Source organism: Roseateles sp. SL47 (assembly GCF_026625885.1).
Lineage (GTDB): Bacteria > Pseudomonadota > Gammaproteobacteria > Burkholderiales > Burkholderiaceae_C > Roseateles.
The window spans coordinates 474,791-498,278 of sequence record NZ_CP113068.1; the positions used below are offsets into that span (position 1 = coordinate 474,791).

Annotated in this window: 21 protein-coding genes and 1 riboswitch; of the genes, 11 read left to right on the top strand and 10 right to left on the bottom strand. The window is 66.0% G+C overall.

All coding sequences use genetic code 11. The annotated features are described in order from the left end of the window. Nucleotides 1–226 precede the first annotated feature (226 nt). Complete coding sequence (gene glmS / locus OU995_RS01975) at nt 227–2,101, bottom strand: glutamine--fructose-6-phosphate transaminase (isomerizing) (protein ID WP_267833669.1); 1,875 nt, start codon at nt 2,099–2,101, stop codon at nt 227–229. 137 nt (nt 2,102–2,238) lie between these two features. Between glmS and OU995_RS01980 the strand changes: the two genes are divergently transcribed. Further along, nucleotides 2,239–2,718 (top strand): Lrp/AsnC family transcriptional regulator, encoded by a 480-nt coding sequence (locus tag OU995_RS01980; protein ID WP_267833670.1) that lies wholly within the window; start codon nt 2,239–2,241, stop codon nt 2,716–2,718. Nucleotides 2,719–2,757: 39 nt separating this feature from the next. On the opposite strand, the gene OU995_RS01985 is transcribed toward OU995_RS01980, so the two are convergent. Further along, nucleotides 2,758–3,939 (bottom strand): class I SAM-dependent rRNA methyltransferase, encoded by a 1,182-nt coding sequence (locus OU995_RS01985; protein WP_267833671.1) that lies wholly within the window; start codon nt 3,937–3,939, stop codon nt 2,758–2,760. Nucleotides 3,940–4,040: 101 nt separating this feature from the next. Here OU995_RS01985 and OU995_RS01990 point away from each other — a divergent pair, with 101 nt between their 5' ends. Beyond that, nucleotides 4,041–4,592, top strand: coding sequence for a cytochrome b (locus OU995_RS01990; RefSeq protein WP_267833672.1), 552 nt, complete (start codon nt 4,041–4,043; stop codon nt 4,590–4,592). A gap of 223 nt (nt 4,593–4,815) precedes the next feature. Here the strand turns inward: OU995_RS01990 and OU995_RS01995 are convergent, their stop codons facing one another. Genes OU995_RS01995 through OU995_RS02015 form a run of 5 tightly spaced genes read right to left on the bottom strand, consistent with a single transcriptional unit; the run spans nt 4,816 to nt 9,926 of the window. After that, nucleotides 4,816–6,519, bottom strand: a complete 1,704-nt coding sequence (locus tag OU995_RS01995; protein WP_267833673.1) for a hypothetical protein — start codon at nt 6,517–6,519, stop codon at nt 4,816–4,818. Nucleotides 6,520–6,542: 23 nt separating this feature from the next. Continuing rightward, nucleotides 6,543–7,472, bottom strand: coding sequence for a tyrosine recombinase XerC (locus OU995_RS02000; RefSeq protein WP_267833674.1), 930 nt, complete (start codon nt 7,470–7,472; stop codon nt 6,543–6,545). Then, on the bottom strand, nt 7,450–8,148 hold the full coding sequence (locus tag OU995_RS02005) for a DUF484 family protein (RefSeq protein ID WP_267833675.1): 699 nt from the start codon (nt 8,146–8,148) through the stop codon (nt 7,450–7,452). The genes OU995_RS02000 and OU995_RS02005 overlap by 23 nt, the downstream gene beginning before the upstream one ends. Continuing rightward, nucleotides 8,145–9,011 carry a diaminopimelate epimerase gene (dapF, locus tag OU995_RS02010; protein ID WP_267833676.1) on the bottom strand — a complete coding sequence of 289 codons (867 nt, stop codon included), beginning with the start codon at nt 9,009–9,011 and terminating at the stop codon, nt 8,145–8,147. The genes OU995_RS02005 and dapF overlap by 4 nt, the downstream gene beginning before the upstream one ends. 24 nt (nt 9,012–9,035) lie before the next feature. Beyond that, the gene (locus tag OU995_RS02015; protein ID WP_267833677.1) at nt 9,036–9,926 is read right to left on the bottom strand and encodes a lipid A biosynthesis acyltransferase; all 891 of its coding nucleotides are present in this window, start codon (nt 9,924–9,926) and stop codon (nt 9,036–9,038) included. 165 nt (nt 9,927–10,091) lie between these two features. Between OU995_RS02015 and metK the strand changes: the two genes are divergently transcribed. The 4 genes from metK to OU995_RS02035 all read left to right on the top strand — a co-directional run bounded on the left by metK (nt 10,092) and on the right by OU995_RS02035 (nt 13,855). Next, complete coding sequence (gene metK / locus OU995_RS02020) at nt 10,092–11,270, top strand: methionine adenosyltransferase (RefSeq protein WP_267833678.1); 1,179 nt, start codon at nt 10,092–10,094, stop codon at nt 11,268–11,270. Between the two features lie 141 nt (nt 11,271–11,411). Next, complete coding sequence (locus OU995_RS02025; RefSeq protein WP_267833679.1) at nt 11,412–12,431, top strand: diguanylate cyclase; 1,020 nt, start codon at nt 11,412–11,414, stop codon at nt 12,429–12,431. Between the two features lie 37 nt (nt 12,432–12,468). Then, complete coding sequence (locus tag OU995_RS02030; RefSeq protein WP_267833680.1) at nt 12,469–12,609, top strand: hypothetical protein; 141 nt, start codon at nt 12,469–12,471, stop codon at nt 12,607–12,609. A gap of 136 nt (nt 12,610–12,745) precedes the next feature. Continuing rightward, on the top strand, nt 12,746–13,855 hold the full coding sequence (locus OU995_RS02035; RefSeq protein ID WP_267833681.1) for a DNA glycosylase AlkZ-like family protein: 1,110 nt from the start codon (nt 12,746–12,748) through the stop codon (nt 13,853–13,855). A 33-nt stretch (nt 13,856–13,888) separates the two neighbouring features. Here the strand turns inward: OU995_RS02035 and OU995_RS02040 are convergent, their stop codons facing one another. Further along, nucleotides 13,889–14,815, bottom strand: coding sequence for an AraC family transcriptional regulator (locus tag OU995_RS02040; RefSeq protein ID WP_267833682.1), 927 nt, complete (start codon nt 14,813–14,815; stop codon nt 13,889–13,891). A gap of 184 nt (nt 14,816–14,999) precedes the next feature. Between OU995_RS02040 and OU995_RS02045 the strand changes: the two genes are divergently transcribed. After that, on the top strand, nt 15,000–16,103 hold the full coding sequence (locus tag OU995_RS02045; RefSeq protein ID WP_267833683.1) for an aldo/keto reductase: 1,104 nt from the start codon (nt 15,000–15,002) through the stop codon (nt 16,101–16,103). A 16-nt stretch (nt 16,104–16,119) separates the two neighbouring features. Here the strand turns inward: OU995_RS02045 and OU995_RS02050 are convergent, their stop codons facing one another. Then, nucleotides 16,120–16,596 carry an Lrp/AsnC family transcriptional regulator gene (locus OU995_RS02050; protein ID WP_267836144.1) on the bottom strand — a complete coding sequence of 159 codons (477 nt, stop codon included), beginning with the start codon at nt 16,594–16,596 and terminating at the stop codon, nt 16,120–16,122. A 247-nt stretch (nt 16,597–16,843) separates the two neighbouring features. Between OU995_RS02050 and OU995_RS02055 the strand changes: the two genes are divergently transcribed. After that, nucleotides 16,844–19,129 carry an aminotransferase class V-fold PLP-dependent enzyme gene (locus OU995_RS02055; protein ID WP_267833684.1) on the top strand — a complete coding sequence of 762 codons (2,286 nt, stop codon included), beginning with the start codon at nt 16,844–16,846 and terminating at the stop codon, nt 19,127–19,129. 141 nt (nt 19,130–19,270) lie between these two features. On the opposite strand, the gene OU995_RS02060 is transcribed toward OU995_RS02055, so the two are convergent. Then, complete coding sequence (locus OU995_RS02060) at nt 19,271–20,140, bottom strand: HAD family hydrolase (protein WP_267833685.1); 870 nt, start codon at nt 20,138–20,140, stop codon at nt 19,271–19,273. A 31-nt stretch (nt 20,141–20,171) separates the two neighbouring features. Continuing rightward, a riboswitch (S-adenosyl-L-homocysteine riboswitch) is annotated at nt 20,172–20,268 on the top strand. A gap of 76 nt (nt 20,269–20,344) precedes the next feature. On the opposite strand from OU995_RS02060, the gene ahcY reads away from it, so the two are divergent. The 3 genes from ahcY to metF are packed head-to-tail and all read left to right on the top strand — an operon-like array spanning nt 20,345 to nt 23,442. Continuing rightward, on the top strand, nt 20,345–21,778 hold the full coding sequence (gene ahcY / locus OU995_RS02065; RefSeq protein ID WP_267833686.1) for an adenosylhomocysteinase: 1,434 nt from the start codon (nt 20,345–20,347) through the stop codon (nt 21,776–21,778). 42 nt (nt 21,779–21,820) lie between these two features. Next, nucleotides 21,821–22,606, top strand: coding sequence for a TlyA family RNA methyltransferase (locus OU995_RS02070; protein ID WP_267833687.1), 786 nt, complete (start codon nt 21,821–21,823; stop codon nt 22,604–22,606). After that, nucleotides 22,603–23,442: a methylenetetrahydrofolate reductase [NAD(P)H] gene (metF, locus tag OU995_RS02075; protein ID WP_267833688.1), complete on the top strand. Its 840-nt coding sequence runs from the start codon at nt 22,603–22,605 to the stop codon at nt 23,440–23,442. The genes OU995_RS02070 and metF overlap by 4 nt, the downstream gene beginning before the upstream one ends. Nucleotides 23,443–23,488: the final 46 nt, after the last annotated feature.

The following is a 23,488-nucleotide window of genomic DNA, read 5'->3' on the forward strand; positions in this document are numbered from 1 at the left end:
GCACGGAACGGCCGCAAAGCAGGCGTTGGTGAACTTCCGCTTTCAGCCTATAGCCGCCATCTGTTTGGAGACAAGTTGGCTGAGTTTTCATTGGCATAGCGTGCTCCAAAGCCCAGCACCATAAGAGAGCATCGGCAGCGTTCACCCACCAAGGGCCCACAAGACTCGACGAACCTTATTTTTTCTCGACGAACCTTATTTGCTCCAGTCAGGGCGCCTTTTTTGTTCACTCCACCGTCACACTCTTCGCCAAATTCCTCGGCTTATCCACATCCGTGCCCCGCGCACACGCCGTGTGATAGGCCAGCAACTGCAGCGGCACCACATGCAGAATCGGGCTCAATGCCCCGTAGTGCTCCGGCATCCGGATCACATGCAGCCCGGCCTCACTCTCAATCCGCGTATCGCCGTCCGCAAACACAAACAGTTCCCCGCCGCGCGCACGCACTTCCTGCATGTTGCTCTTCAGCTTCTCCAGCAGCGTGTCGTTGGGCGCCACCGTCACCACCGGCATCTGCGCCGTCACCAGCGCCAGCGGCCCGTGCTTCAACTCACCGGCCGGATAGGCTTCCGCGTGGATGTAGCTGATCTCCTTCAGCTTCAAGGCCCCTTCCAGTGCAATCGGATAGTGCAGGCCACGCCCCAGGAACAATGCGTTTTCCTTGCGCGCGAATTCCTCGCTCCAGGCAATCACTTGCGGCTCCAGTGCCAGCACCGCCTGCACGGCCACCGGCAAATGCCGCAAGGCCTTCAGATGTTCCGCTTCCTGCTCTTCCGTCAAATGCCCTCGCGTTTGCGCCAATGCCAGCGTCAGCAGGAACAAGCCCACCAATTGCGTCGTGAATGCCTTGGTGGAGGCCACACCAATCTCAGCACCCGCACGCGTAATGAATGACAGCGCGCATTCGCGCACCATTGCGCTTGTCGCCACATTGCACACCGTCAGCGTGTGCAGCATGCCCAGTGAGCGTGCGTGCTTCAACGCGGCCAAGGTGTCCGCCGTTTCGCCGCTCTGGCTGATGGTCACCACCAGCGTGCGCGGGTTCGGCACGCTGTCTCGGTAGCGGTATTCGCTGGCAATCTCCACACTGGTGGGGATCTTCGCAATGCTCTCCAGCCAGTACTTGGCCGTCGAGCCCGCGTAATAGCTGGTGCCGCAAGCCAGAATCAGCACGTTGTCGATGTCCTTGAACACCCGGTACGCACCGTCACCAAACAGCTCCGGCGTAATGCCGGTCACCGCATCCAGCGTATTGGCAATCGCCACCGGCTGTTCGAAGATTTCCTTTTGCATGTAGTGGCGATACGGCCCCAATTCGGCCGCGCCGCTGTGCGCATGCACCGTACGCACTTCCCGCTCCACATTCTGGAAACGGCCGGCGGCTTCCGCCCGTGCGGTGATCCAGTAGCGGCCCAATTGCAGGTCCACCACATCACCCTCTTCCAAATAAACGATCTGGTCGGTCACGCCGGCCAGTGCCATGGCGTCGGAGGCCAGGAAGAAGGCACCCGCATGCTCGTCACGCCCCACCCCCAGCACCAGCGGCGACCCCTCACGGGCACCAATCACCCGGTGCGGCTCGTCACGATGGAACACAGCAATCGCGTAAGCCCCCTTCAAGCGGCCCACGGCCTGCTGCACGGCTTCCAGCAGGTCGCCCTGGTAGAGCAGGTCCACCAGGTGCGCAATGACTTCAGTGTCGGTCTGGCTTAGGAACACATAGCCACGGGCCTTCAGCTCGGCACGCAATTCGTCATGGTTCTCGATGATGCCGTTGTGCACCAGAGCCACCCGACCCGCGCCTTGCGGCGCATCCACGCCGGGGCCGTAGGAGAAGTGCGGGTGCGCGTTGTGCACGGCGGGTGCACCATGGGTCGCCCAGCGGGTGTGCGCAATGCCGGTGCCCGCCGCCACACCGTCCTGGGCGGCCAGCGCCTGCAGTTCCGCCACCCGGGAGGTGCTGCGCGCACGGCGCAACTGACCATCCTGATGCACAGCCACCCCGCAGGAGTCGTAGCCCCGGTATTCCAGCCGCTTCAAACCTTCGATGAGGATGGGGACGATGTCCTTTTGGCTGACGGCGCCGACGATGCCACACATGGGGAACTCCCTCGAGATTGCGAATGGTGGAATGCTAGGCAGGACACCCAGCAAGAGGCTTTCAAAATCATGATGAAAATGAAATATTCAATCCCCATCATGCAATGGAGATTGTTTCTTTCATAATCTATCCATCCATGGAATTTTCAATCACCCTCGACGCCATCGACCTCCGCCTGCTGGACCTGCTCCAGCAGGATGCGTCCCTCTCCAACCAGGCGCTGGCGGAGCGCGCGCATGTCTCTCCAGCCACCTGCCTGCGGCGGGTGCGCCGTCTGGTCGACACCGGGGTGATAGAAAAACAAGTGGCCCTGTTGTCTCCCGACAAGTTGGGCAGCGGGCTCAGCGCCCTGGTGGAGATCACGCTGGACCGCCAGGGCGCTGAGCATCTGGATGCATTTGAAACCCTGGCCGTGGCGGCTCCCGAGGTGCAGCAATGCTGGCGGGTGGCCCCGGGGCCGGACTTCATCCTGGTGCTGCAGGTGCCGGACATGCCGGCCTACCATGCGTTGGTGCAGCGCCTCTTCACTCAGCAGGCCAACGTGCGCAACGTCAAGGCCTTCTTCTCCGTCAAGCGGGCCAAGTTCGACCCACGCGTGCCCCTGCCCGGCGTTTGAGGGCTCGCGCCCCCGCCCTGCAACGGGGCCGGCAAGCGATCAGCGCTTCAGAATCAGCAGCCCCTTGAGGTACTCCCCTTCCGGGAAATAGATGGTCTGGGGGTGATCCGGGGAGGCGCCGACGCGGTCCATGATGAATCCGTCCACCCCCGCGTCCATGCCGGCCCCCGCCACAATCTTGTGGAACAGCTCCGGCCCCACCCCGCCCGAGCAGGAGAAGGTGAACAGCAGGCCCCCCGGCTTCAGCAGTTTCAAGCCCAGGCGGTTGATGTCCTTGTACGCCCGCGCGGCCCGCTCGGCATGGGCAGCCGTGGGTGCAAACTTGGGCGGGTCCAGGATGATGGCGTCAAAGCTGCGGCCCTGCTTCAGCATGTCGCGAAGCGTCTGGTTGACGTCGGCGTCCAGCGCCGTGTGGCGGGCTGGATCAAAGCCGTTCAGTTCCACGTGGGCCGTGGCACGCGCCAGCGCCGGTGCGGACGAATCCACGCTCACCACTTCCGTCGCCCCGCCCGCCAGGGCCGCCACCGAGAAGCCGCCGGTGTAGCTGTAGCAGTTCAGCACGCTCTCGCAGCCGTAGTGACGGACCAGATCCGCGAACTTCTTGCGGTTGTCCCGCTGGTCCAGGTAGTAGCCGGTCTTGTGCCCTTCGGCCACATCCAGGCTGAGCTTCCATTCATGCTCGGAGATGACCACGGCCGTGTCGCCATCGCCCCGAAGCCAGCCGGTGACCGGCTCCAGCCCTTCCAGCGTGCGCACGCCGGAGTCGGAGCGTTCATACAGCCGCGTCAGGCCGGTCGCCGCCAGCAGCAGGTCTGCAATGACGCCCTTCCACTTTTCCGTGCCGGCAGAGAGGAACTGCGCACACAGCGTGCTGCCGTAGCGGTCCACGATCAGGCCCGGCAGGCCATCGGCTTCCCCGTGGATCAGCCGCACTGCGTCCGAGGCGATCGGCATGCGGGCCCGCAAGGCAATCGCCGCCTGAATCTTGCGTTGGAAGAAGGCCTCGTCGATGCGCTCATGCTCATCGAAGCTCCAGGCCCGCACCCGGATCATGGAGGTGGGGCTGAAGGACGCCCAGCACAGGAATTTGCCTTCGGCCGATTCCACGCGCACGGTTTCACCAGGGTCCGCCTTGCCCTTGTCGATGGAGCCCTGGAAGACCCATGGGTGGCGGCGCAGCAGCGAGCGGTCCTTGCCCTCGCGGAGACGAATCACTTTCATGCGGCAATTGTCCCCGATACGGCCGCAGCCGCCGCAGCCCGAACCGCCGCGAGTGCGACGACGCTCACGAACTGCGCTGCGCGCGCCGGAGACTGATCGCCATGGACCCTCAACCCTTCCCTGTTGACCGGCGGCGTTATCCCGCCTTCCTCCGCCACACGCACTGGCTGACCGCCTTCCTGGTGCTACTGGCCTACCTCACCATCTACGCGCGCGACTGGCTAGAACGCGGCACGCCCGAACGAATGCTGGTGGGCCAGCTTCACGTCCTGGCCGGCCTGCTGATCCTGCTACTGACGGTGCCACGCATCCTCATGCGGCTTCAGCAGGTGCCCCCACCCATCCTGCCGCCAATGCCGGTGGCCCAGCGTCTGGCCGCAGGCCTGGCCCATGGGGTGCTGTTCATCTTTCTGGCGGTGCAGCCGATGCTGGGCCTTTGCATCCAGATGGTGTCCGGCAAAGGCATCAGCTTCCCGCTGACCAGCCTGAAAATTCCAGGCCTGTCCCATCCCGACCCGGAGCTGGCCAAGGCATTCGCCCGGCTGCATGAGGCGGTGGGCGAGTTGGCGCTTTATGTATTGGCAGCGCATCTGCTGGCTGCCCTCTGGCATTGGCGTATCCGGCAGGACGACGCCTTGCAGCGCATGCTGTGAGTCTGGCCTCACCGCCAAGCGACGCGCAACGTCGCGGCCACTGGCTACCCGCATCGGTATCCCCACGCGGCTACGCTCTGGCATTCGCGAAGGTATCAGCGAAGGTATCAGCGAAGGCATCGGCAACGGCATCGGCATCAGCACTGGGATCCGAGCCGCCCCCCGCGCAGAAACCGTCGTAGTAATCCGCGACGGCCCCCGTGCGGGAATCTGCGCGCAGAGGTCAGATCGCCGACCGCGGCCCCAAGGTTCCGAACGCCCAGCCAATGCTCAGGCTGACCATCGGCGTGCTTTGCTTGGCCCCACCCAGGGCCTTCCACTGCCCTACGCCCAGCTTGATACGCATGCGGTCCTTGGGCTGGGTGCCCTCCCATTGGGCCCACAGTTCTCCCTGCGTGACCGCACCGCCGCCCACGGCCACACCGCCGCCCCCGGCCGCACCCACCAGTGCTTCCGCACCAACACGGAACCCACCCGGGAGCCGTGTGGTCTTGGCACCCAGGCCAAACATGCCGTAGGAGAAAGCACCCGCTTTCCCGAAGGCCGCACTGCCCGCCTGCGCGGCCCCATACCAGGGGCCGCTGAAGTCCCGGGCCATGCCGATGCCCCAGCCGGTCACAGCGTCCTTGCTACCGTCCTTGAACTGGAATTCCTTGAAGCGCGGCATGCTCAAGTACCAGTCTTGTTCCCGCACGGTGCCGGATTCCAGCGGCGGCGTATTGAGCACCCGCGAGCCCTTTTCCAGCGGCAGCGCCAACGTGGCGCGCACCTGCATCGAGTCGTAGTGGCCCCAGGGGGCCTTCAGATAGCTCGCATCAAGCCGCAACGTCGGGCCCCAGGGGGTGATCCAGCGCAGCGTGGGGCCGGCGCGGAATAACCAGCCATTGCCCGTATCCAGATTGCCGCCGCCGCCCAGGCCGGTCGAGATCTGGCCCCCCACCCGCAGACGCGGAGAGAGAACGCCCCAGTCCTGCCCGGCATTGGCGAAGATTTCCATGTAGCCATCGGAGCCCCCTGACGCGGCGCCCGACGCCTCCAGCCCCCACCATGAACCACCGTTGCCAAAGTATTGGCGCAGATCCGCCCCGGCCTTGCCCTTGCGGTTGGTGACCGACTGGCCGTCCCGCGTGATGCTGCCGCTGCGCGGTTTTTCCACTCCGGCGCTGAGGCCGATTTCATCAAAGCCCATGCCGGTGCGGTCGCCCGCGCGGCCGTATAAGCCGGCATCCGACGGCGAGAAACTCAGCAGGCGGTCCATGCGGCCGATTGTCAGAGCCCAGGTCGTGTCCTTGATGTTGCCACTGGGGAAATTCACCTGGGCCACGCCCACGCCCGCATACCAGTTGCCAAACTCACCGCGCAGCGACACCTCTGGCCGCAGCATGAAGCCACCCCCGGCGCGCACGCGTTCGGAACTGACGCCGCCGCCTGCGCCGCCATAGATGCTGGTGGCCACATGCCACTGCTCAGACAGCCGCCAGCGGCGCTGAGCCGTGAAGCCGGCGGTGAACAGGCCCCCGTAGTTGCCTTTGGCCGCGCCGTAGAAGGTCGGGCCCAGGCCCCAGTCCTCATTCACCGCCACCATATAGCTCAGGCCCAGCAATGCTGTGCTTTCGCCGGTGGGCATCTTGAGCGGGGTCCAGTTCAGCTCAAAGGCGGCGGGCCGGCTGTCCGTGGCGGTCACCGGCACGTCGGCGCTGGAGCCTCGTTTGGGGGCTGGCGCCGTGCCGGACAAATCACCACTGCTGCTTGGCCCCAGCAGCGGAGACGCCCCTCGCACAGGCCCTGGCGGCTGCGCCGAGGTCTGGGCCTGAGCGCTGGCCGCCAGCAGCGCTGAACACAGCAGCAGCGGCCGCGCGGGTACGCGGACCCGCATCGAGCCCAGGGCCATCCAGTGAGGAAATGCAGAACGAATGGAGGAACGCATCGGAGATCGCATCGAACAGTCGCTTATTTCTTCTTGGCGCGCGGATGCGCGGCGTCATAGACCTTGGCGAGGTGCTGGAAGTCCAGGCGGGTATAGACCTGCGTGGTGCTGATGTTGGCGTGGCCCAGCAGTTCCTGGACCCCGCGCAAGTCCCCGCTGGATTGCAGCAGGTGCGAAGCAAATGAGTGGCGCAGCATGTGCGGATGGACATGCGTGGGCATGCCGGCGTGCAGCGCACGCTGCTTCAGGCGCGCACGCACCTGATGCGGGGTGATGCGACGGCCCCGCTTGTGCACCAGCAAGGCCGGTTCACCGTCCTGCGCCCATTGAGGACGAACCGCCAGCCAGTCCTGGATCGCCTTGAGCGCGGGCCCGCCCAGCGGCACCGAACGGCGCTTGGCGCCTTTGCCCAGCACCTGCGCCTCCTGGGTGTCCGGTTCAATCCAGCCCAGCGAGCTGGGGACATATCGAAGATCCAGGCCCACCAGTTCGGACACCCGGATCCCGCCGCCATACAGCAGTTCCACGATGCAGCGGTCCAGCGCTTCGCCGACCGGATCGGCATTGGGTTCTTCGTAATCGGCCAGTCGCACGGCATCGTCCACCGCCAGCGCCTTGGGCAGCGGCCGGCCGACCTTGGGCGGCCGCAGGTCCACGATGGGGTTGGCGCTGACCATGCCGTTCTGCCCCAGCCACCGATACCAGCCCCGCCAGGCGGAAAGAATCAGCGCCAGCGTGCGCGGCGAGAGCTGCGCCTGATGCAACTGGGCCAGGAAGCGCCGGGCCTGATGAGCGGTGAGCCGCAGCAGCGGCACATCCCCCGCCAGGGCCAGCGCGGTCAGGCGCTCCAGCGCCTCGGTGTAAAGCGTCAGCGTGCGCTCCGCCAGGCGGCGCTGCACACGCAGATGGTCCAGGTAGCGCTGCTGCTCGTCAGTCAGCTTGGGCGGCTGCATGCGGGTCCGCGGTCAGCAGGCGCGACAGCGCGGCGCTGGCGATTTCGCCCACGCGCGTCAGGAACTCGGTGCCCATTTCAGCCGTATAGCGGGTGGGGTCGGGCGAGCCGAGCACCAGCAGGCCAAACGGCTGCGATGGGGCCCCCACGGTCAGGGGCACCAGGGCCAGCGACGCCACATCCTCTTCCAGCCAGCGGGCCGCTTCGAAGCCGGAGTTGATGCCGCAGTACGGCTGGTTCAGGCTGCTGACGAAGGTCTTCACATCGCTGCTCACCTCCGACGCAAACGGCGCCAGCGCATGGCCGGCATTCACATTCCACAGGCGCAGATTGGCCTGCGGAATCAGGAACTGGTGGCGCAGCTCGCGCAGCAGCACCTCGGGCAGTTGGCCGTCGTCACGGGTGAGCATCAGAGCCAGCGTCCAGCGGTGCAGGCGGTCGGCGATGGCCACGTTTTCCTGGCCATTGCGGATCATCTCGACGATCTTGTGCTCCAGCCCGCGGATCTTGTCGCGCAGCAGCTCGGCCTGGCGCTCTTGCAGCGAAACGGCCCGCTGACCATGCGGATGGGAGATGCGCACATTGGCCAGCAGCTCGGCATGACGCTCGAAGAAGCCTGGGTCTCTCGCCAGATAGTCGGCGATGTCTTGTTCGGTAATGCCTTCGATGCCGCTCACAGTTCGATTTCTCCTTCAAAGACGGTCTGCGCCGGTCCCGTCATGGACACCGGCGCCTGCAGCCCCTGGCTGAGGCCGGCCCATTCGATGCGCAGGTCCCCACCCCGGGTGTGGACCTCCACGGCTTCATCCAGCCAGCCCAGGCGGATGCCGGCCACCACGGCCGCGCAGGCCCCGGTGCCGCAGGCCAGGGTTTCGCCGCTGCCACGCTCGTACACCCGCAGCTTCACTTCGCTGCGGCTGATGACTTGCAGGAAACCGGCATTCACCCGGCGCGCAAAGCGCTCATGCGCCTCCACCTGCGGCCCGATGAGCGCCACCGGCGCATGATCCACATCCTCCACCCGCTGCACGGCGTGGGGATTGCCCATCGACAGCACCGCCACCTCGGACGACATGCCATCCCCCAGCGCCAGCGGCCAGAGCTCAAAACCATTCACCAGACGCGGGGTGAGGCCTTCCGGCTGGAACGGGACCTGGGGCAGATCAAAGATCGGCTCGCCCATGTCCACCGTCACCCGGCCGTCGTCCCGCAGGCGCAGCGCCAGGATCTTGTTGACCGTCTGCACCCGCACCGTGTGCTTGTCGGTCAGGCCCTTGTCGACCACATAGCGGACAAAGCAGCGCGACCCGTTGCCGCAGTGCTCCACCTCGGATCCGTCCGCATTGAAGATGCGATAACCAAAGTCCACCCCCGGAGTGTGGGACGCCTCAATGACCAGCACCTGGTCACAACCCACGCCAAAACGACGGTCCGCCACATGGCGGAGCTGGTCGGGCGTGAGCCGCATGGGGTGCTGCGTGGCATCCAGCACGACAAAGTCGTTGCCGGCCCCATGCATCTTGGTGAAGCGCAATTTCATGAGGGGATTATCACCGGCGCAGGTTCAGCGTTGATACAGCGAAGGCTCGCCGGGCGGGCGCGTCTTGAAGCGCTTGTGCACCCAGAAATACTGGGCCGGGTTCTCCAGAATCCGAGCCTCCAGCCATTCATTGAAGCGCCGCGCATCCGCCTCCAGATCGCCGCTGGGGTAGTGCTCCAGCGCGTCGTAGGCCATCACGCGGATGCCCTGGCCCTTGGGCAGCATGGTCACCACCACCGGCTGCACCACCATCTTCATGGTCTGGGCGATCTTGGCGGGCGCGAGCAGGGTGTTGGCCTGTACTCCGAAGAACGGCACAAAAGCCGAGTCCTTGGGCCCGAAATCCATGTCCGGCAGGTTCAGGAAACCATAGCCGTCGCGGATGTAGCGCAGGATGCTGCGCACCCCCTCATGCCGGTCCGCCAGTTTGGTGGTGCCAAAGCGTGAGCGTGCCCGCCGCAGAGCCACGTCAAAGGTGGCATTGCTCTGGCGCTGGTAGATGCTGCAGCCATGTTTGGACTGGTTGAGCATGATGGCCGGGGCCACCCAGTCCAGGCCCACAAAGTGCGGCATCAGCCACATCACCGGCCGGTCCACCCGCTCGGACAGCCGCATGTTGCCTTCCACCTTCATCATGCGCTGCAGCCGCTGCGGCGATGAATACCAGAGGAAGCCCCGCTCCAGCAGGCTGCGGCCCAGCCAGCCGAAGTGCTCCCGCACCAGGGCTTCACGCTGGGGCAGCGGCATCTCGGGAAAGCACAGCTCCACGTTGCGCAGCGCCACCCGGCGGCGCGAGCCGGCCAACCGGTGCAACACACCGCCCAGGCCCCAGCCCAGGGCTGCCACCCAGCGCAGCGGCAGCCAATGAAGCAGCCACAGCAGCCCGATCAATGCATATGTCGCCAGTTTTCCCATCCGTGCCAATTCCGTACGGCGGCACAGGGCCACCTTTTTTCTATAATGAGCCCCGTCGCCGAGTTAATTTGGACAACTTGCGGGGCGACTCAAAAATCCCGCTAAAGCGTTCGCCGCCTGACTCCCAGCACGGCAACGCCCGTAGACTGAACACAGGAGTTTAAATTGGCGAGCGATTTCCTCTTCACCTCGGAATCCGTGTCTGAAGGCCATCCGGACAAAGTGGCCGACCAGATCTCCGATGCCATTCTGGATGCCATCCTGGCCCAGGACCCCCGTTCCCGCGTGGCCGCTGAGACCCTGTGCAACACCGGGCTGGTCGTGCTGGCCGGCGAGATCACCACCAATGCGCATGTCGACTACATCCAGGTCGCCCGCGACACCATCAAGCGCATCGGCTACGACAACACCGAATACGGCATCGACTACAAGGGCTGCGCCGTTCTGGTGGCCTACGACAAGCAGAGCAATGACATCGCCCAGGGCGTGGACCAGGCCTCGGACGACCATCTGAACACCGGCGCTGGCGACCAGGGCCTGATGTTCGGTTATGCCTGTGACGAAACGCCGGAGCTGATGCCCGCCCCCATCTACTATGCGCACCGACTGGTGGAGCGTCAGGCGCAACTGCGCAAGGATGGCCGGCTGCCCTTCCTGCGTCCGGACGCCAAGAGCCAGGTGACCATGCGTTATGTGGACGGCAAACCGCACAGCATCGACACCGTGGTGCTGTCCACCCAGCATGCCCCGGAGATGTCGCTGGGCGACAAGATGAAGCCGGAGTTCTACGAGGCCGTCATCGAAGAAATCATCAAGCCGGTGCTGCCCAAGGAATGGCTGCAGGACACCAAGTACCTGGTGAACCCGACTGGCCGGTTCGTGATTGGTGGCCCGCAGGGCGACTGCGGCCTCACCGGCCGCAAGATCATCGTGGACACCTACGGGGGCGCCTGCCCGCACGGCGGCGGCGCGTTCTCCGGCAAGGATCCGACGAAGGTGGACCGTTCCGCTGCCTATGCCGCCCGCTACGTGGCCAAGAACATCGTGGCCGCCGGCCTGGCACGCCAGTGCCAGATCCAGGTGGCGTACGCCATTGGCGTGGCCCGTCCGATGAACGTCACGGTCTACACCGAAGGCACGGGCCTGATCCCGGACGAGCAGATCGCCGCGCTGGTGAACGAGCACTTTGACCTGCGCCCCAAGGGCATCATCCAGATGCTGGACCTGCTGCGTCCGATCTATGGCAAGACCGCCGCCTACGGCCACTTCGGCCGCGAAGAGCCGGAGTTCAGCTGGGAGCGCACCGATCGCGCCCAAGGACTGCGCGCCGCCGCCGGCCTGTGACGCCAACTGCGCAACATGTCACGCTCTTCGCCATCCCATGGTGAAGACCTGACATACGTCAGGCTTGTAAGCCCGAAATACCCCTCATCCAGGGCCGCTTCTTGCGGCCCTTTTCATTGGGTGGGTGGGCAAAATCACGGGATGCATGCTGCACCGACTCCCCTGACCATTCTCATCGTCGACGACCAGAACGCCACCCGGGTGGCATTGACGGCAGAACTCGACCGGGTGGGGCATCGGGTGCTGGAGGCCGACAGCGCCGAATGGGGGCTGGAGCTGTTCCGCCGCTACCGCCCGGACGTGGTGCTGATGGATGTGGAGATGCCGGGCCGTGACGGCTACTGGACCGCCCGCGAAATGCGCGCGGCCGAGCCTGGGGGCTGGACCCCCATCATCTTTTTGTCCCAGTTCAAGCAGGACCTGGACATCTGGAAGGGCATCGAATCCGGCGGCGATGACTATCTGGTGAAACCGGTCTCGCCGATGATCCTGCATGCCAAGCTGCGTGCGATGCAGCGGCTGGCCCAGATGCGGCAGCGGCTGGTGACCATGTCGGAAGAATTGCGGGCGGCCAACGCCCAACTGGAAGAGCTCTCCAGCGTGGACGCCCTCACCGGGCTGATGAACCGGCGCGCGCTGGATGCGCGGCTGCAGCAGGAACTGGATCTGGCCCGCCGCGAAAGCAAGCCGCTGACGCTGGTGCTGTGCGATGTGGACCATTTCAAGCGCTACAACGATGCCGCCGGCCATGTGGCGGGGGACGCCTGCCTGCGCCGGGTGGCACAGCTGCTGAAGGAGACCTGCCGCCGCCCGAGCGACTGCGCGGGCCGCTACGGTGGGGAGGAATTCGCCCTCATCCTGCCCAACACGCCACGTTCCGGGGCGATGACCTATGCGCGGGCGCTGATGCGCACCATCGAGCTGACAGCCATCCCGCATCCGGATTCCCCGACGGGGGCGCACATCACCCTCTCCGGCGGCATCACCACATGTATCCCGGATGAAAGCACCAGCGTGGAGGGCCTGATCATCCGGGCCGACGAAGCGCTCTACAACGCCAAGTCCACCGGCCGCAATCGCTTCTTCAGCTTTGAGATGCAGATGGACACCCAGGAACAGAAGTCCGCCTACGGCACGCTGGACACTGGTCGTCAACCGTAACGAATCCCGACGTGACCCACAGCCGCTGCCCCTGGTGTTGGCCGACATTGACCATTTCAGGGCCTCCCACGGCAGCTACGGCCCGCTCGCGGGAGACAACTGCCTCGACATGCAGATGGACTCGCTGGAGCTGGGCCTTTCTTCCGGCTTCGCATCGCTGCAGGCGGGACGGCGTTGAGCGACGGAGCCACGACGTTCGGCCCAGCGACGTCAAGCAGAACGACGTTCGGAACAATGAGGCGAAGCTGACAGAATCTGGCGCCCCCGCGTCGTAAGGTTGAGGCTCCGAGAAGCCTCATTCACCGCCCTCTCCGATGCCAGTGATCGACCACGACACCCTGCGCCGGTACGCCATCGCCCGCACCCTCTTCCCACCCACCACGCTGCTGCGCGCCATCCGCCGGCTGGGGTTTGTCCAGGCCGACCCGATGCGGGCACCCGCTCGGGCACAGGACCTGATCCTGATGCATCGGGTCAAGGACTACCGGGCCGGGGATCTGGATGCGCGGTATCCACGCTTGCCGGTGGAAGAGGACTGCCTGGTCAACTACGGCTTCCTGCCCAAAGAACATCTGGCCTTGCTGCACCCGCGCACCGCCAAGCGGGTCTGGGATGCGGCCACGCACGCACGCGCCGCTGAGGTGCTGGCCTTTGTGCGGCAGAAGGGCCGTACCCACCCCGCCGATGTGCTGGCCGCCTTCAGCCATCACGGCCGGGTGGAGGGTGCCTGGGGCGGTGCACTCAACGCCAGCACGCAGTTGCTGGACGGCATGCATTACCGTGGCCTGCTGCGGGTGGCCCGCCGAGACACCGGCACCCGCGTGTACGAGGCCATCGAACATCCGCCGCAGGACAACAGCCCGGCGGCCCGCCACGCCCGCGCGCAGGCGCTGCTGGATCTGGTGGTGCAACTGTATGCGCCGCTGCCAGCCGCCAGCCTCGGGTATTTAACAACGCTGCTGGCGTATGGCGCGCCCCATCTGCGGACCGAGGCCCGTGCCCTCTGCAAGGCCGCGCCCGAGCGTTATGCCCATGTGAAGGTGGACCGTGAGCGCTGGTTCTGGCCCGCCGACGAATCACCGGCCGCTCGCCGCCATCAGGTGGACATGGAAGGTGTGCGCTTCCTGGCGCCGTTTGATCCGCTGGTCTGGGACCGGCGCCGGTTTGAACGCCTGTGGGGCTGGGCCTACCGATTCGAGGCCTACACACCAGCAGCCAGGCGCACCCGCGGCCACTATGCGCTGCCGCTGCTCTGGGGCGAGCGCATGATCGGCTGGGCCAACCTCAAGGTGGTGAACCGGCAACTGGTGCCGGATATGGGCTTCATCGAGAAGCGCCCTCGGGAGGCAGCCTTCCGGCGAGGTCTGGACGAAGCCTTGCACCAGACCTCGGTGTTTCTCGGGCTTGAGGATTCGCGGGGCTGAGAAAGCACCCGGCGCCCGGTTCAGGCGCAGCGCTCAGCTCGCCCGCAGAATCTGCTCGATGTCCGCTCGCGGCGGCGTGCCGAACAGCCGCCGATATTCCCGGCTGAACTGCGATGCGCTTTCATACCCCACCTGATGGGCGGCGCTGGCCGCATCCAGCCCCTCGGCCAGCATCAGGCGGCGGGCATGCTGCAGCCGCAGTTGCTTCTGATATTGCATCGGCGAGAGGCTGGTCAGTTGCTTGAACCGCTGATGCAGCGTGGACGGGCTCATGTGGGCCACCTCAGCCAGATGGTCGATGCTCAGCGGTTCGTTGAACCGGCGGTTCAGCTCATCAATGGCGCGAGAGAGCCGGCGGGTGGCACTGTCCTGCGAAGCCAGGGAGCGCAGGCGCGGCCCCAGTGGGCCGGTGAGCACCCGGTAGAAGATTTCGCGCTGCAGCAGCGGGCCCAGCACGCGCTGGTCCTGCGGACTGTCCAGCAACTGCATCATCCGCAGGGCGGCGCTCAGCAGGGCGGCATCCACCGGGGCTACGTTCAGCGCGCTTTGGGCCTGCGGCGTGGCATCGCTGCTCATCGGGCCCACTTCCAGCATCAGGTCCGCCAGCGTCTGGGTGTCGCAGCTCACCCGGATGCACAGATACGGCTTCTCCGGCGTGGCGTCGATCACCTGGCCGCGCGGCATCATCGTCATGGAGACCAGCAGGAAGTGCAGCGGGTCGTAGTACAGCGTCTCGTCGCCCAGCTCCACCTTCTTGCGTCCCTGCAGCACGATCACCACGCCGGGCTCATACAGGGCGGGGCCCTTGGGCGAGGTGGTGCACGCGCGGATGAGGTGCAGGCAGGGAATGGCGCTCTGGTGGGAACCTTCGCCGCCGACGTGGCGCAGCGTCAAATCCACCATCTGTGCGCGCAGCGCCTGCAGTTCGTCGGCCAGGGGGAGTGAGGTGGGGACAACCATGCTGCGAATTGTGCAAAGAGAACGCGCGCATGCACAGGGTGCCCGTGAGGGGTCTGGAGGATTGGGCAATGACGGGCGAGCTTTGCGCTGGTTCTGGAGGGGGGCGAATTTCTAAGCTGTCGGACATCGCTGCGGTACCGCACCCTGGGTGCCGCCCCTGCCCCTGAACCCGAGGAGTGCCGCCATGACCGTCTTCACCCGTGAACCCCTCAATCAACTGCCCCAGGTGCCACGTCGCCGCCTGGGCGCTCACGGCCCGGAGGTCTCGGCCCTGGGCCTGGGCTGCATGGGCATGTCCGACTATTACGGCCCGGCCGACGACGGCCATTCCCTGGCCGTGCTGCACCGCGCCCTGGATCTGGGCATGAACTTCCTGGATACCTCCGACATCTATGGCCAGGGTGCCAACGAGCGGCTGCTGTCCGGGCTGCTGGTGAACCGCCGCCGCGAGGTGGTGCTGGCGACCAAGTTCGGCATCGTGCGCAATGCGGAAGGTCTGTCCAGCGGCGTGGATGGCCGGCCGGCCAACGTGCACCGTTCCTGCGACGCCAGCCTGCGCCGCTTGGGGGTGAACCATATCGACCTCTACTACCTGCACCGGGTGGATCCGCAAGTGCCGATCGAGGAAACAGTGGGCGCCATGGCCACGTTGGTGCGCTCCGGCAAGGTGCGGCATCTGGGCTTGTCGGAGGCTTCGGCCGACACGATCCGGCGCGCCCATCGGGTGCATCCGATTGCGGCGGTGCAGACCGAATACTCGCTCTGGAGCCGGGAGGTGGAGGAAGACATCCTGCCCACCTGCCGCGAATTGGGCATTGCGCTGGTGCCCTACAGCCCATTGGGACGCGGCTTTCTGACCGGCGCCATCCGCAGCGCAGACCAACTGGCCGCCGATGACTGGCGGCGGATGAATCCGCGCTTCCAGCCGGCCCATCTGCGGGCCAATCTCGGCCTGGCGGATGCGATTGCCGCGCTGGCGGCGGACCACGGCATGACGGCGGCCCAACTCGCGCTGGCGTGGCTGCTGGACCGGGGGCCGGACATCGTCCCGATTCCGGGCACCCGCAGCCTGGCCCGGCTGGAGGAGAACGCCCGTGCGGCCCGCCTGCGGTTCAACGATGTGTTGCGGGAAGAACTGGCGGCACGGCTGGCGGCTCATCCGGTGTCCGGTCAGCGGTATCCGGAGGTGTCGATGGCGCTGCTCAACGGCTCGACGCCGGTGCGGGAGTCCGCTGAAGGGCGCGAGGCGGGGAACGCGTCGGGCGATGCGCGGTTGAACGTGGCCTGAGGGGAGGGCTGCGCCGCTACGGGAGGTAGGACAGCGGCAGCGCCGTGGTGAATTTGAGCTCCTCCATCGCAAAGCTGGAGGAAACGTCGAACAACTGGGTGCCGGCGATGAGGCGCTTGTAGACCTTGTCATAGGCGGCGATGTCGGGCACGACCACACGCAGCAGGTAGTCCACGTCGCCGCTCATCCGGTAGAACTCGACCACCTCGGGGATGGATTCGACCGTGGCGCGGAAGCGGTTGAACCACTGCTCGGTATGGGTGTTGGTGCGCACCGCCACAAACACCGTGACGGCCACATTGACCTTCTCCCGGTTGACCATGGCGACCTGCCGCGTGATCACCCCGCCGTCCTTCAAGCGCTGGACACGCCGCCAGCACTGCGTGGCGGACAGCCCCACCTCCTCCGCCAGATCGGCCACCTGCCGCTCGGCGTCCACCTGCAGCATCTCCAGCAGCTTGCGGTCGATGGAATCCAGTTTCATCTTTGACATCATCAGCGCAATCAGAACGCAGTTTTCGTTCGCATTGGGCCACAAGTTGGCGTACAGAGCTTGCGCCCGAGGTGCTGGCGGGCTGCTGTTGTCTCACCAGGCCAGTTCGGATGGTCGCCCACCCAGGGGCATAGATAGAAATCTCATTTCCATCTGAGGAATGATTTCGAAATCAAGTTGCAAACATCCGGTACTTTGCACCCCAACTTGCAACTCGTTATCACCCTACCGTTTGGACAATTCCGGGATGGATATCTATCTCGACGCCAACGCCACCACCCCCGTCCTGGAACCGGCTCGTGCGGCCGCGATGGCGGTCATGGCGGAGTCTTTTGGCAACCCCAGCAGCATCCATGGCGCCGGCCTGAAGGTCCGCGCGCTGCTGGACGAAGTGCGCGCCACTGCGCGCCGGGTGCTGCAAGCCCCCACCGGCCGGCTGCTGTTCACCAGCGGCGCCACCGAAGGCATTCAGACCGCCGTCCTGTCCGCACTGGAGCATTTGCGCACCCGTCGCCAGCGCGGCGCCGGAAGCCCCTCCTGCGTGCTGTACGGCGCCACCGAGCACAAGGCCGTGCCGGAAGCCTTGGCCCATTGGAATGCCCTGCTCGGCCTGGATCTGCAGATCCTGCCCATTCCGGTCGGCCCGGATGGCCGCCATGACCTGGCCTGGCTCCAGGCGCATCTCGATCAGGCCGGGCTGGTCTGCACCATGGCCGCCAACAACGAAACCGGCGTCATCACCGATCTGGACGGCATCGCCGCCCTGATGAAAGACCGCGATACCCTCTGGCTGGTCGATGGCGTCCAGGCCCTGGGCAAGTTGCCCCTCCGGCTGATCGAACGGCGCATCGACTACGCCCCCTTCTCCGGCCACAAGCTGTATGCCCCCAAAGGCATCGGCATGCTGTACGTGCGTGAAGGCGCGCCGTTCACCCCCCTGCTGGCCGGTGGCGGCCAGGAAAGCGCGCTGCGCTCCGGCACCGAAAACACTGCCGGCATCGCGGCCTTGGGCGTGGTGCTCAAGGCGCTGGAATCCGGCGGCACCTTTGCAGCGCCCGAGGTGCTGCAGGGCTATCGCATCCAGCTCGTCCAGGCCCTGCGCGAAGCGTTCCCGGGCGTGGTGTTCAACGCACCGTTCGAGACCAGCCTGCCCACCACACTGAACATGTCGGTGCCCGGGCTCAGCGCCCGCACCTTGCTGGACCTGTTCGACGCCGCCGGCATCCGCGCCAGCGGTGGGTCCGCCTGCGGCGCGGCCAAGGCCAAACCGAGTGAGGTGCTGCAGGCCATGGGTCTGCCCGAGGCGCAGACCGCATCCGCTGTGCGGCTGTCCTTCGGCCCGGCCGAGGCCCCGGAGGTGCTGGCGGAAGCCTGCCGCCGGCTGAAGGCCTGCGGCGACGCGCTGCGCAACGCCTGCTTGCCCGCTTCCCGCCATGCCTCCACCGCCGCCACCGACCGCATCACCCGCTGGGTGGTGGACGGCGCCTGCTGCTATGCGGTGTGGGATGCGGCGTCACGTCAATGCGCCGTCATCGATCCGTTGCCGGAATTGAACGATACCCTGGCCCAATGGCTGCGATGTCGCGACGGCCAGGTGGTCGCCGTGCTGGACACCCATGGCCACGGCGACCATGCCTCCTCCGCCCCGTGGCTGCGCGAGACGCTGGCCGACCGGATGACCGACCACCGCCGGCTGGATGCATTGGGATGGCCATTGGAGGCCGATGAGATCTCGGTCGGCGCCTTGCGGATCCGTCGACTGGCCGTTCCCGGCCACACGCTCGATTCCACCGCCTATCTACTGGAAGACTCCACCGGCCTGTGCGCCGCCTTCGTGGGTGACACGGTGATGCCCGGCGCTTTGGGGCGGAGCGATTTCCCGGTCAGCACACCACGCTCCTACTTCGACTCGCTGCATCTGATCCACCAGGTGATCGGCGGCGACACGCTGCTGCTGCCCGGCCACGACTACGACCAGCGATTCGCCACCACGCTGGCGGTCGAATGCAAGGCCCAGCCGCTGGTGGAAGGCGTACTCACGGGCCGTGTGAAGGCGCAGGCCTTTGTGCAGGCCAAGGCCGATCTCGAACGTCATCTGGCGCCCACCGAGTTCCAGACGATGGCCTGCGGTGCCCGCGTGGATACCGGCCATGATGTCGGCAGTCCTGCCAGCGGACCGGCCGACCGAATCGAGATCAGCCAGGCCGACAAGATCGAGATCAGCCAGGCCGACCTGGCGGACGAACTCGCCAGCGCACGCCGGCTGGTGTTGGTGGATGTGCGCGAGGCCTATGAGCAGCAGATGAGCCCGCTGGCACAACGCTGGCCGCTGGCGGCGCAGGCGCACATCGAAGTGGTGCCGCTGTCCACGTTGCTGAATCAGCTCCCCGCCTGGCGCAATCTGCCGCCAGACACGCCACTGGTGTTCTGCTGCCGAAGCGGCAATCGCAGCACCCAAGCCGCCCGCGCCCTGCGCCGGCTCGGCCATTCCCAAGCGTTCAGCCTGGCCGGTGGATTCGCCCTGCTGCCCTGAGGGGGACGCCCTCAGCGTGACGCCTGGCGCTCATGCTCCCCTCGGGGTCGTTTGGCATGCATCGGGCGCTGCGGATGTGGGCGCCGCTGATGTGGGCGCCGCTGATGTGGCCGCTGTGTCTGAGGCTCCCGGGGGGTCGGATCACGCCGCCGTGGTCGCGTCACCTGCGGCCTGGGTGGCCCGGGCGGCCAACAGCGCCTGGACCACTTCCGCAAATCCATCGCCGCGCTCGCCCTCCGTCACATAGGCAGGCAGGTGCGCCAGCACCGGCAGGAAGCGCCGGATGTTGGCCACCCCCACCGTCAGCGGCAACCGTTCAAACATCAGCTGGTCGTTGCTGGAATCGCCGACATACAGCCAGCGCGCCGGATCGAAATCTCGACCGGTGAGCACCGGCACGGCCCACTCGGCGGCGGTCCACTTGTTATGCGAACCGATCCAGCCGTTGATGTGGATGGAGCTGACCGTGGCCTGCAATCCATGGGCGCGCATGATGCCGCACACCGCCTCGATGCCCTCCGGGGGCAGATGGGCATGCTCGCTGTGGTCGATGGCAATGTCGGTCTGGCGGCCCGCACTGTCAGTCGCCAGCCGCGCGCCGGGCACACGGGCCAGGATGTCGTCCGTGCATTGCCGCAAACGAGCGGCATGCTGGCGTCGGGTGGGCGCATCCTGGGTGAACAGCCTCTCCACCGGGCGGTTGGCGCTCGATTCGTGCACCCCGTCGGCATGCACCACGCCGTCGGGTCCGGCGTCGCCCCGCCGCAGCAGCACCCCACCGTTTTCCGCCACGATGCCCAGCACCGGCCAGTCCCTGGCCATCGGCTCGCTCCAGCCGGCCGGGCGTCCGGTGATGGCAATCACCGGAACCCCCGCCTGGGCCAGCCGTTGCAAGGCCTCGCGGGCCGCCGGAGCCAGGCGGCCGTCGGTGGTCAGCGTGTCGTCAATATCGGTCAGCACGCCCTGCACGGCGCGCCATTCCTCACGAGAACAGAAGATCAGAGGCTTCATGGCCGGCGATTGTGCGTCTAGAATCTGGCTTCGTTCCGAGGAGCGTTGCGACCTCTCACCGTCAGAGGCCAGGCTCGGAACCGCTGTGTTCGTACCCTCTCACAGCCCAGCAACCGCGCTCACCCGTTGACCTTTCAGGCGGCCGGGTGGGTGTGCTGTCCCCCGGCGCCAAGTGTCAACGGCTCAACCTACGCAGGAGCCCGTATGAACGCCGTTCTCAAGCCGCTGGCACAAGACCAGTACCTGATCAAAGACCTGTCGCTGGCCGACTGGGGCCGCAAGGAACTCAGCATCGCCGAAAGCGAAATGCCTGCCCTGATGGCCATCCGCGAGGAATACGCCGCCAGCCAGCCGCTCAAGGGCGCTCGCATTGCCGGCTCCCTGCACATGACCATCCAGACCGGCGTGCTGGTCGAAACCCTGCAGGCCCTGGGCGCCGACGTGCGCTGGGCTTCCTGCAACATCTTCTCCACCCAGGATCATGCCGCCGCTGCCCTCGTGGCCCGTGGCACACCGGTGTTTGCCTACAAGGGCGAGACGCTGGAAGACTACTGGGACTACACCCACCGCATCTTTGAGTTCGGCGCCAAGGGCTCGGCGGGCGAAGGCCCCAACATGATCCTGGATGACGGCGGCGATGCCACGCTGCTGATGCACCTGGGCCAGAAGGCCGAGAAGGACCTGTCCGTGCTGGCCAACCCCGGCAGCGAAGAAGAGCGCGTGCTGTTTGCCGCCATCAAGCGCAAGCTGGCCGAAGACAGCAGCTGGTACACCCGCAAGAGCGCCGAGATCATCGGCGTGACCGAAGAAACCACCACCGGTGTGCATCGCCTGAAGGAAATGGCCGCCAAGGGCTCGTTGCTGTTCCGTGCCATCAACGTGAACGACTCGGTCACCAAGAGCAAGTTCGACAACCTCTATGGCTGCCGTGAATCGCTGGTGGACGGCATCAAGCGCGCCACCGACGTGATGGTAGCCGGCAAGATCGCCGTGGTGGCCGGTTATGGGGACGTGGGCAAGGGCTCCGCCCAGGCCCTGCGTGCCCTGTCCGCCCAGGTGTGGGTGACGGAAATCGACCCGATCTGCGCCCTGCAGGCCGCCATGGAAGGCTACCGTGTCGTGACGATGGAATGGGCCGCCGACAAGGCCGACATCTTCGTCACCACCACCGGCAACAAGAGCGTCATCCGCCATGAGCACATGGCCGCCATGAAGCACAACGCCATCGTCTGCAACATCGGCCACTTCGACAACGAAATCGATGTCGCTTCGCTGGAACAGTACGAGTGGGACGAGATCAAGCCGCAGGTGGATCACGTGATCTTCCCGGACGGCAAGCGCATCATCCTGCTGGCCAAGGGCCGGCTGGTCAACCTGGGCTGCGGCACCGGCCACCCCAGCTATGTGATGTCGTCCAGCTTCGCCAACCAGACCATTGCCCAGATCGAGCTGTTCGCTCACCGCGACGCCTACGACATCGGCAAGGTCTATGTGCTGCCCAAGCACCTGGACGAGAAGGTGGCGCGCCTGCAGCTGAAGACGCTGAATGCGCAGCTCACCGAGCTGACGGACGAGCAGGCCGCCTACATCGGCGTGCCCAAGCAAGGCCCGTTCAAGCCCGACACCTACCGCTATTGATGTCCTTCACGGCCTCCTTCGCGGGGGCCGTGCTTCCCACCGATGAGAGCTGACCAGTTGCTGGTGTCCACCGGCTTGGCCCCCACCCGTTCCGCCGCCCAGCGGCTGATCGACCAGGGGGCCGTCTCCTGGCATTCGCCCAAGGGCTGGGTGCCATTGAAGAAGGCGGGCGAAGCCCTGCCTGACCATGCGGAGCTGCGCATCACCGACGATGCGGAGCTGCGGTATGTCTCGCGCGGCGGGCTCAAGCTGGAAGGCGCCCTGAAAGCCACCGGCATCGACGTCACCGGCCTGACCGCGCTGGATGTCGGCCAGAGCACCGGCGGCTTCACCGACTGCCTGCTCAAGTCCGGCGCCACCCGTGTGGTGGGGCTGGATGTGGGGCACGACCAGCTGCATGCATCGTTGCGTCAGGACCCGCGGGTGGCCGCCCTGGAAGGCACCCATGTGCGGGCGCTGGCGGAGTCCGGGCTGCGCGAGCGGGCCCCTGCGGTCGGCTTTGATCTGGTGGTGGGCGACCTGAGCTTTATCTCGATGGTCGGCGCCCTGCCCCATCTGGACCCGTGGCTGGCGCCCGGCGGCCAGGCGCTGCTGCTGGTCAAGCCGCAGTTCGAGCTGGGGCCGCAGGCCATCGGCAAGGGCGGGCTGGTGAAGGATGTGACGCTGTATCCGCAGCTGGAGCAGCAGGCGCGCGATGCAGCCGCCGCGCTGGGCTGGCAGGTGCAGGGCTGGATGGACAGCCCCATCACCGGCGGCGACGGCAATCGAGAATTTTTCCTGTGGGCCCGCAAGCCGGCCCCGCAGCAGAGGGAGGAACCCACCCCATGAGCACACCTGTCAGCATCGAATTCTTCCCGCCCAACACGCCGGTCGGCAGCGAGAAGCTCAAGACCGTGGTCCAGGAACTGCGCGCGGTGAATCCGCAGTATTTCAGCGTGACCTACGGGGCCGGCGGCTCCACCCGCGAGAAGACGCTGGCCACCGTGGCCGACATTGCGAGCCAGGGTTTTGAAGCCGCGCCGCATCTCTCCTGCGTGGGCTCCACCCGCGAAAACATCGCCGAGATCCTGGCCACCTACCGGGCCCAGAACATCCGCCGCGTGGTGGCGCTGCGCGGCGACCTGCCCAGCGGCACCGCCACGGCCGGCGAGTTCCGCTATGCGTCGGAACTGGTGGGCTTCATCCGCGAGACGCAGGGGGCCGACTGGGACATTGAAGTCGCCGCCTACCCGGAATACCACCCGCAGCAGCGTTATGCCGCGCGGGACCTGCAGTTCTTCGCCGACAAGATGAAGGCCGGTGCCAATGGCGCCATCACCCAGTTCTTCTACAACCCGGACGCCTACTTCCATTTCGTGGACGCCGCACGGGCATTGGGTGTTGAGGCGCCGATCGTGCCCGGCATCATGCCCATCAACAACTACGCCCGCATTGCCCAGTTCGCGCAGCGCGACGGCATCGAGATCCCTCGCTGGGTGGCGCTGAAGATGGAGGGCTACATGGACGATGCCGCTTCGGTGCGTGCCTTCGGCCTGGACGTGGTCACCCGCCTGTGTGAACGGCTCATCCAGGGCGGTGCCCCGGGGCTGCACTTCTACACCCTCAACCAGTCGGCGCTGACGCTGGAGTTGTGCTCACGCCTCAAGTTGTCAACTGCGCTTTGACATCCGACAAGGCCGCCAAGCTGGAAGGGTTTTCGCACCCAAACCT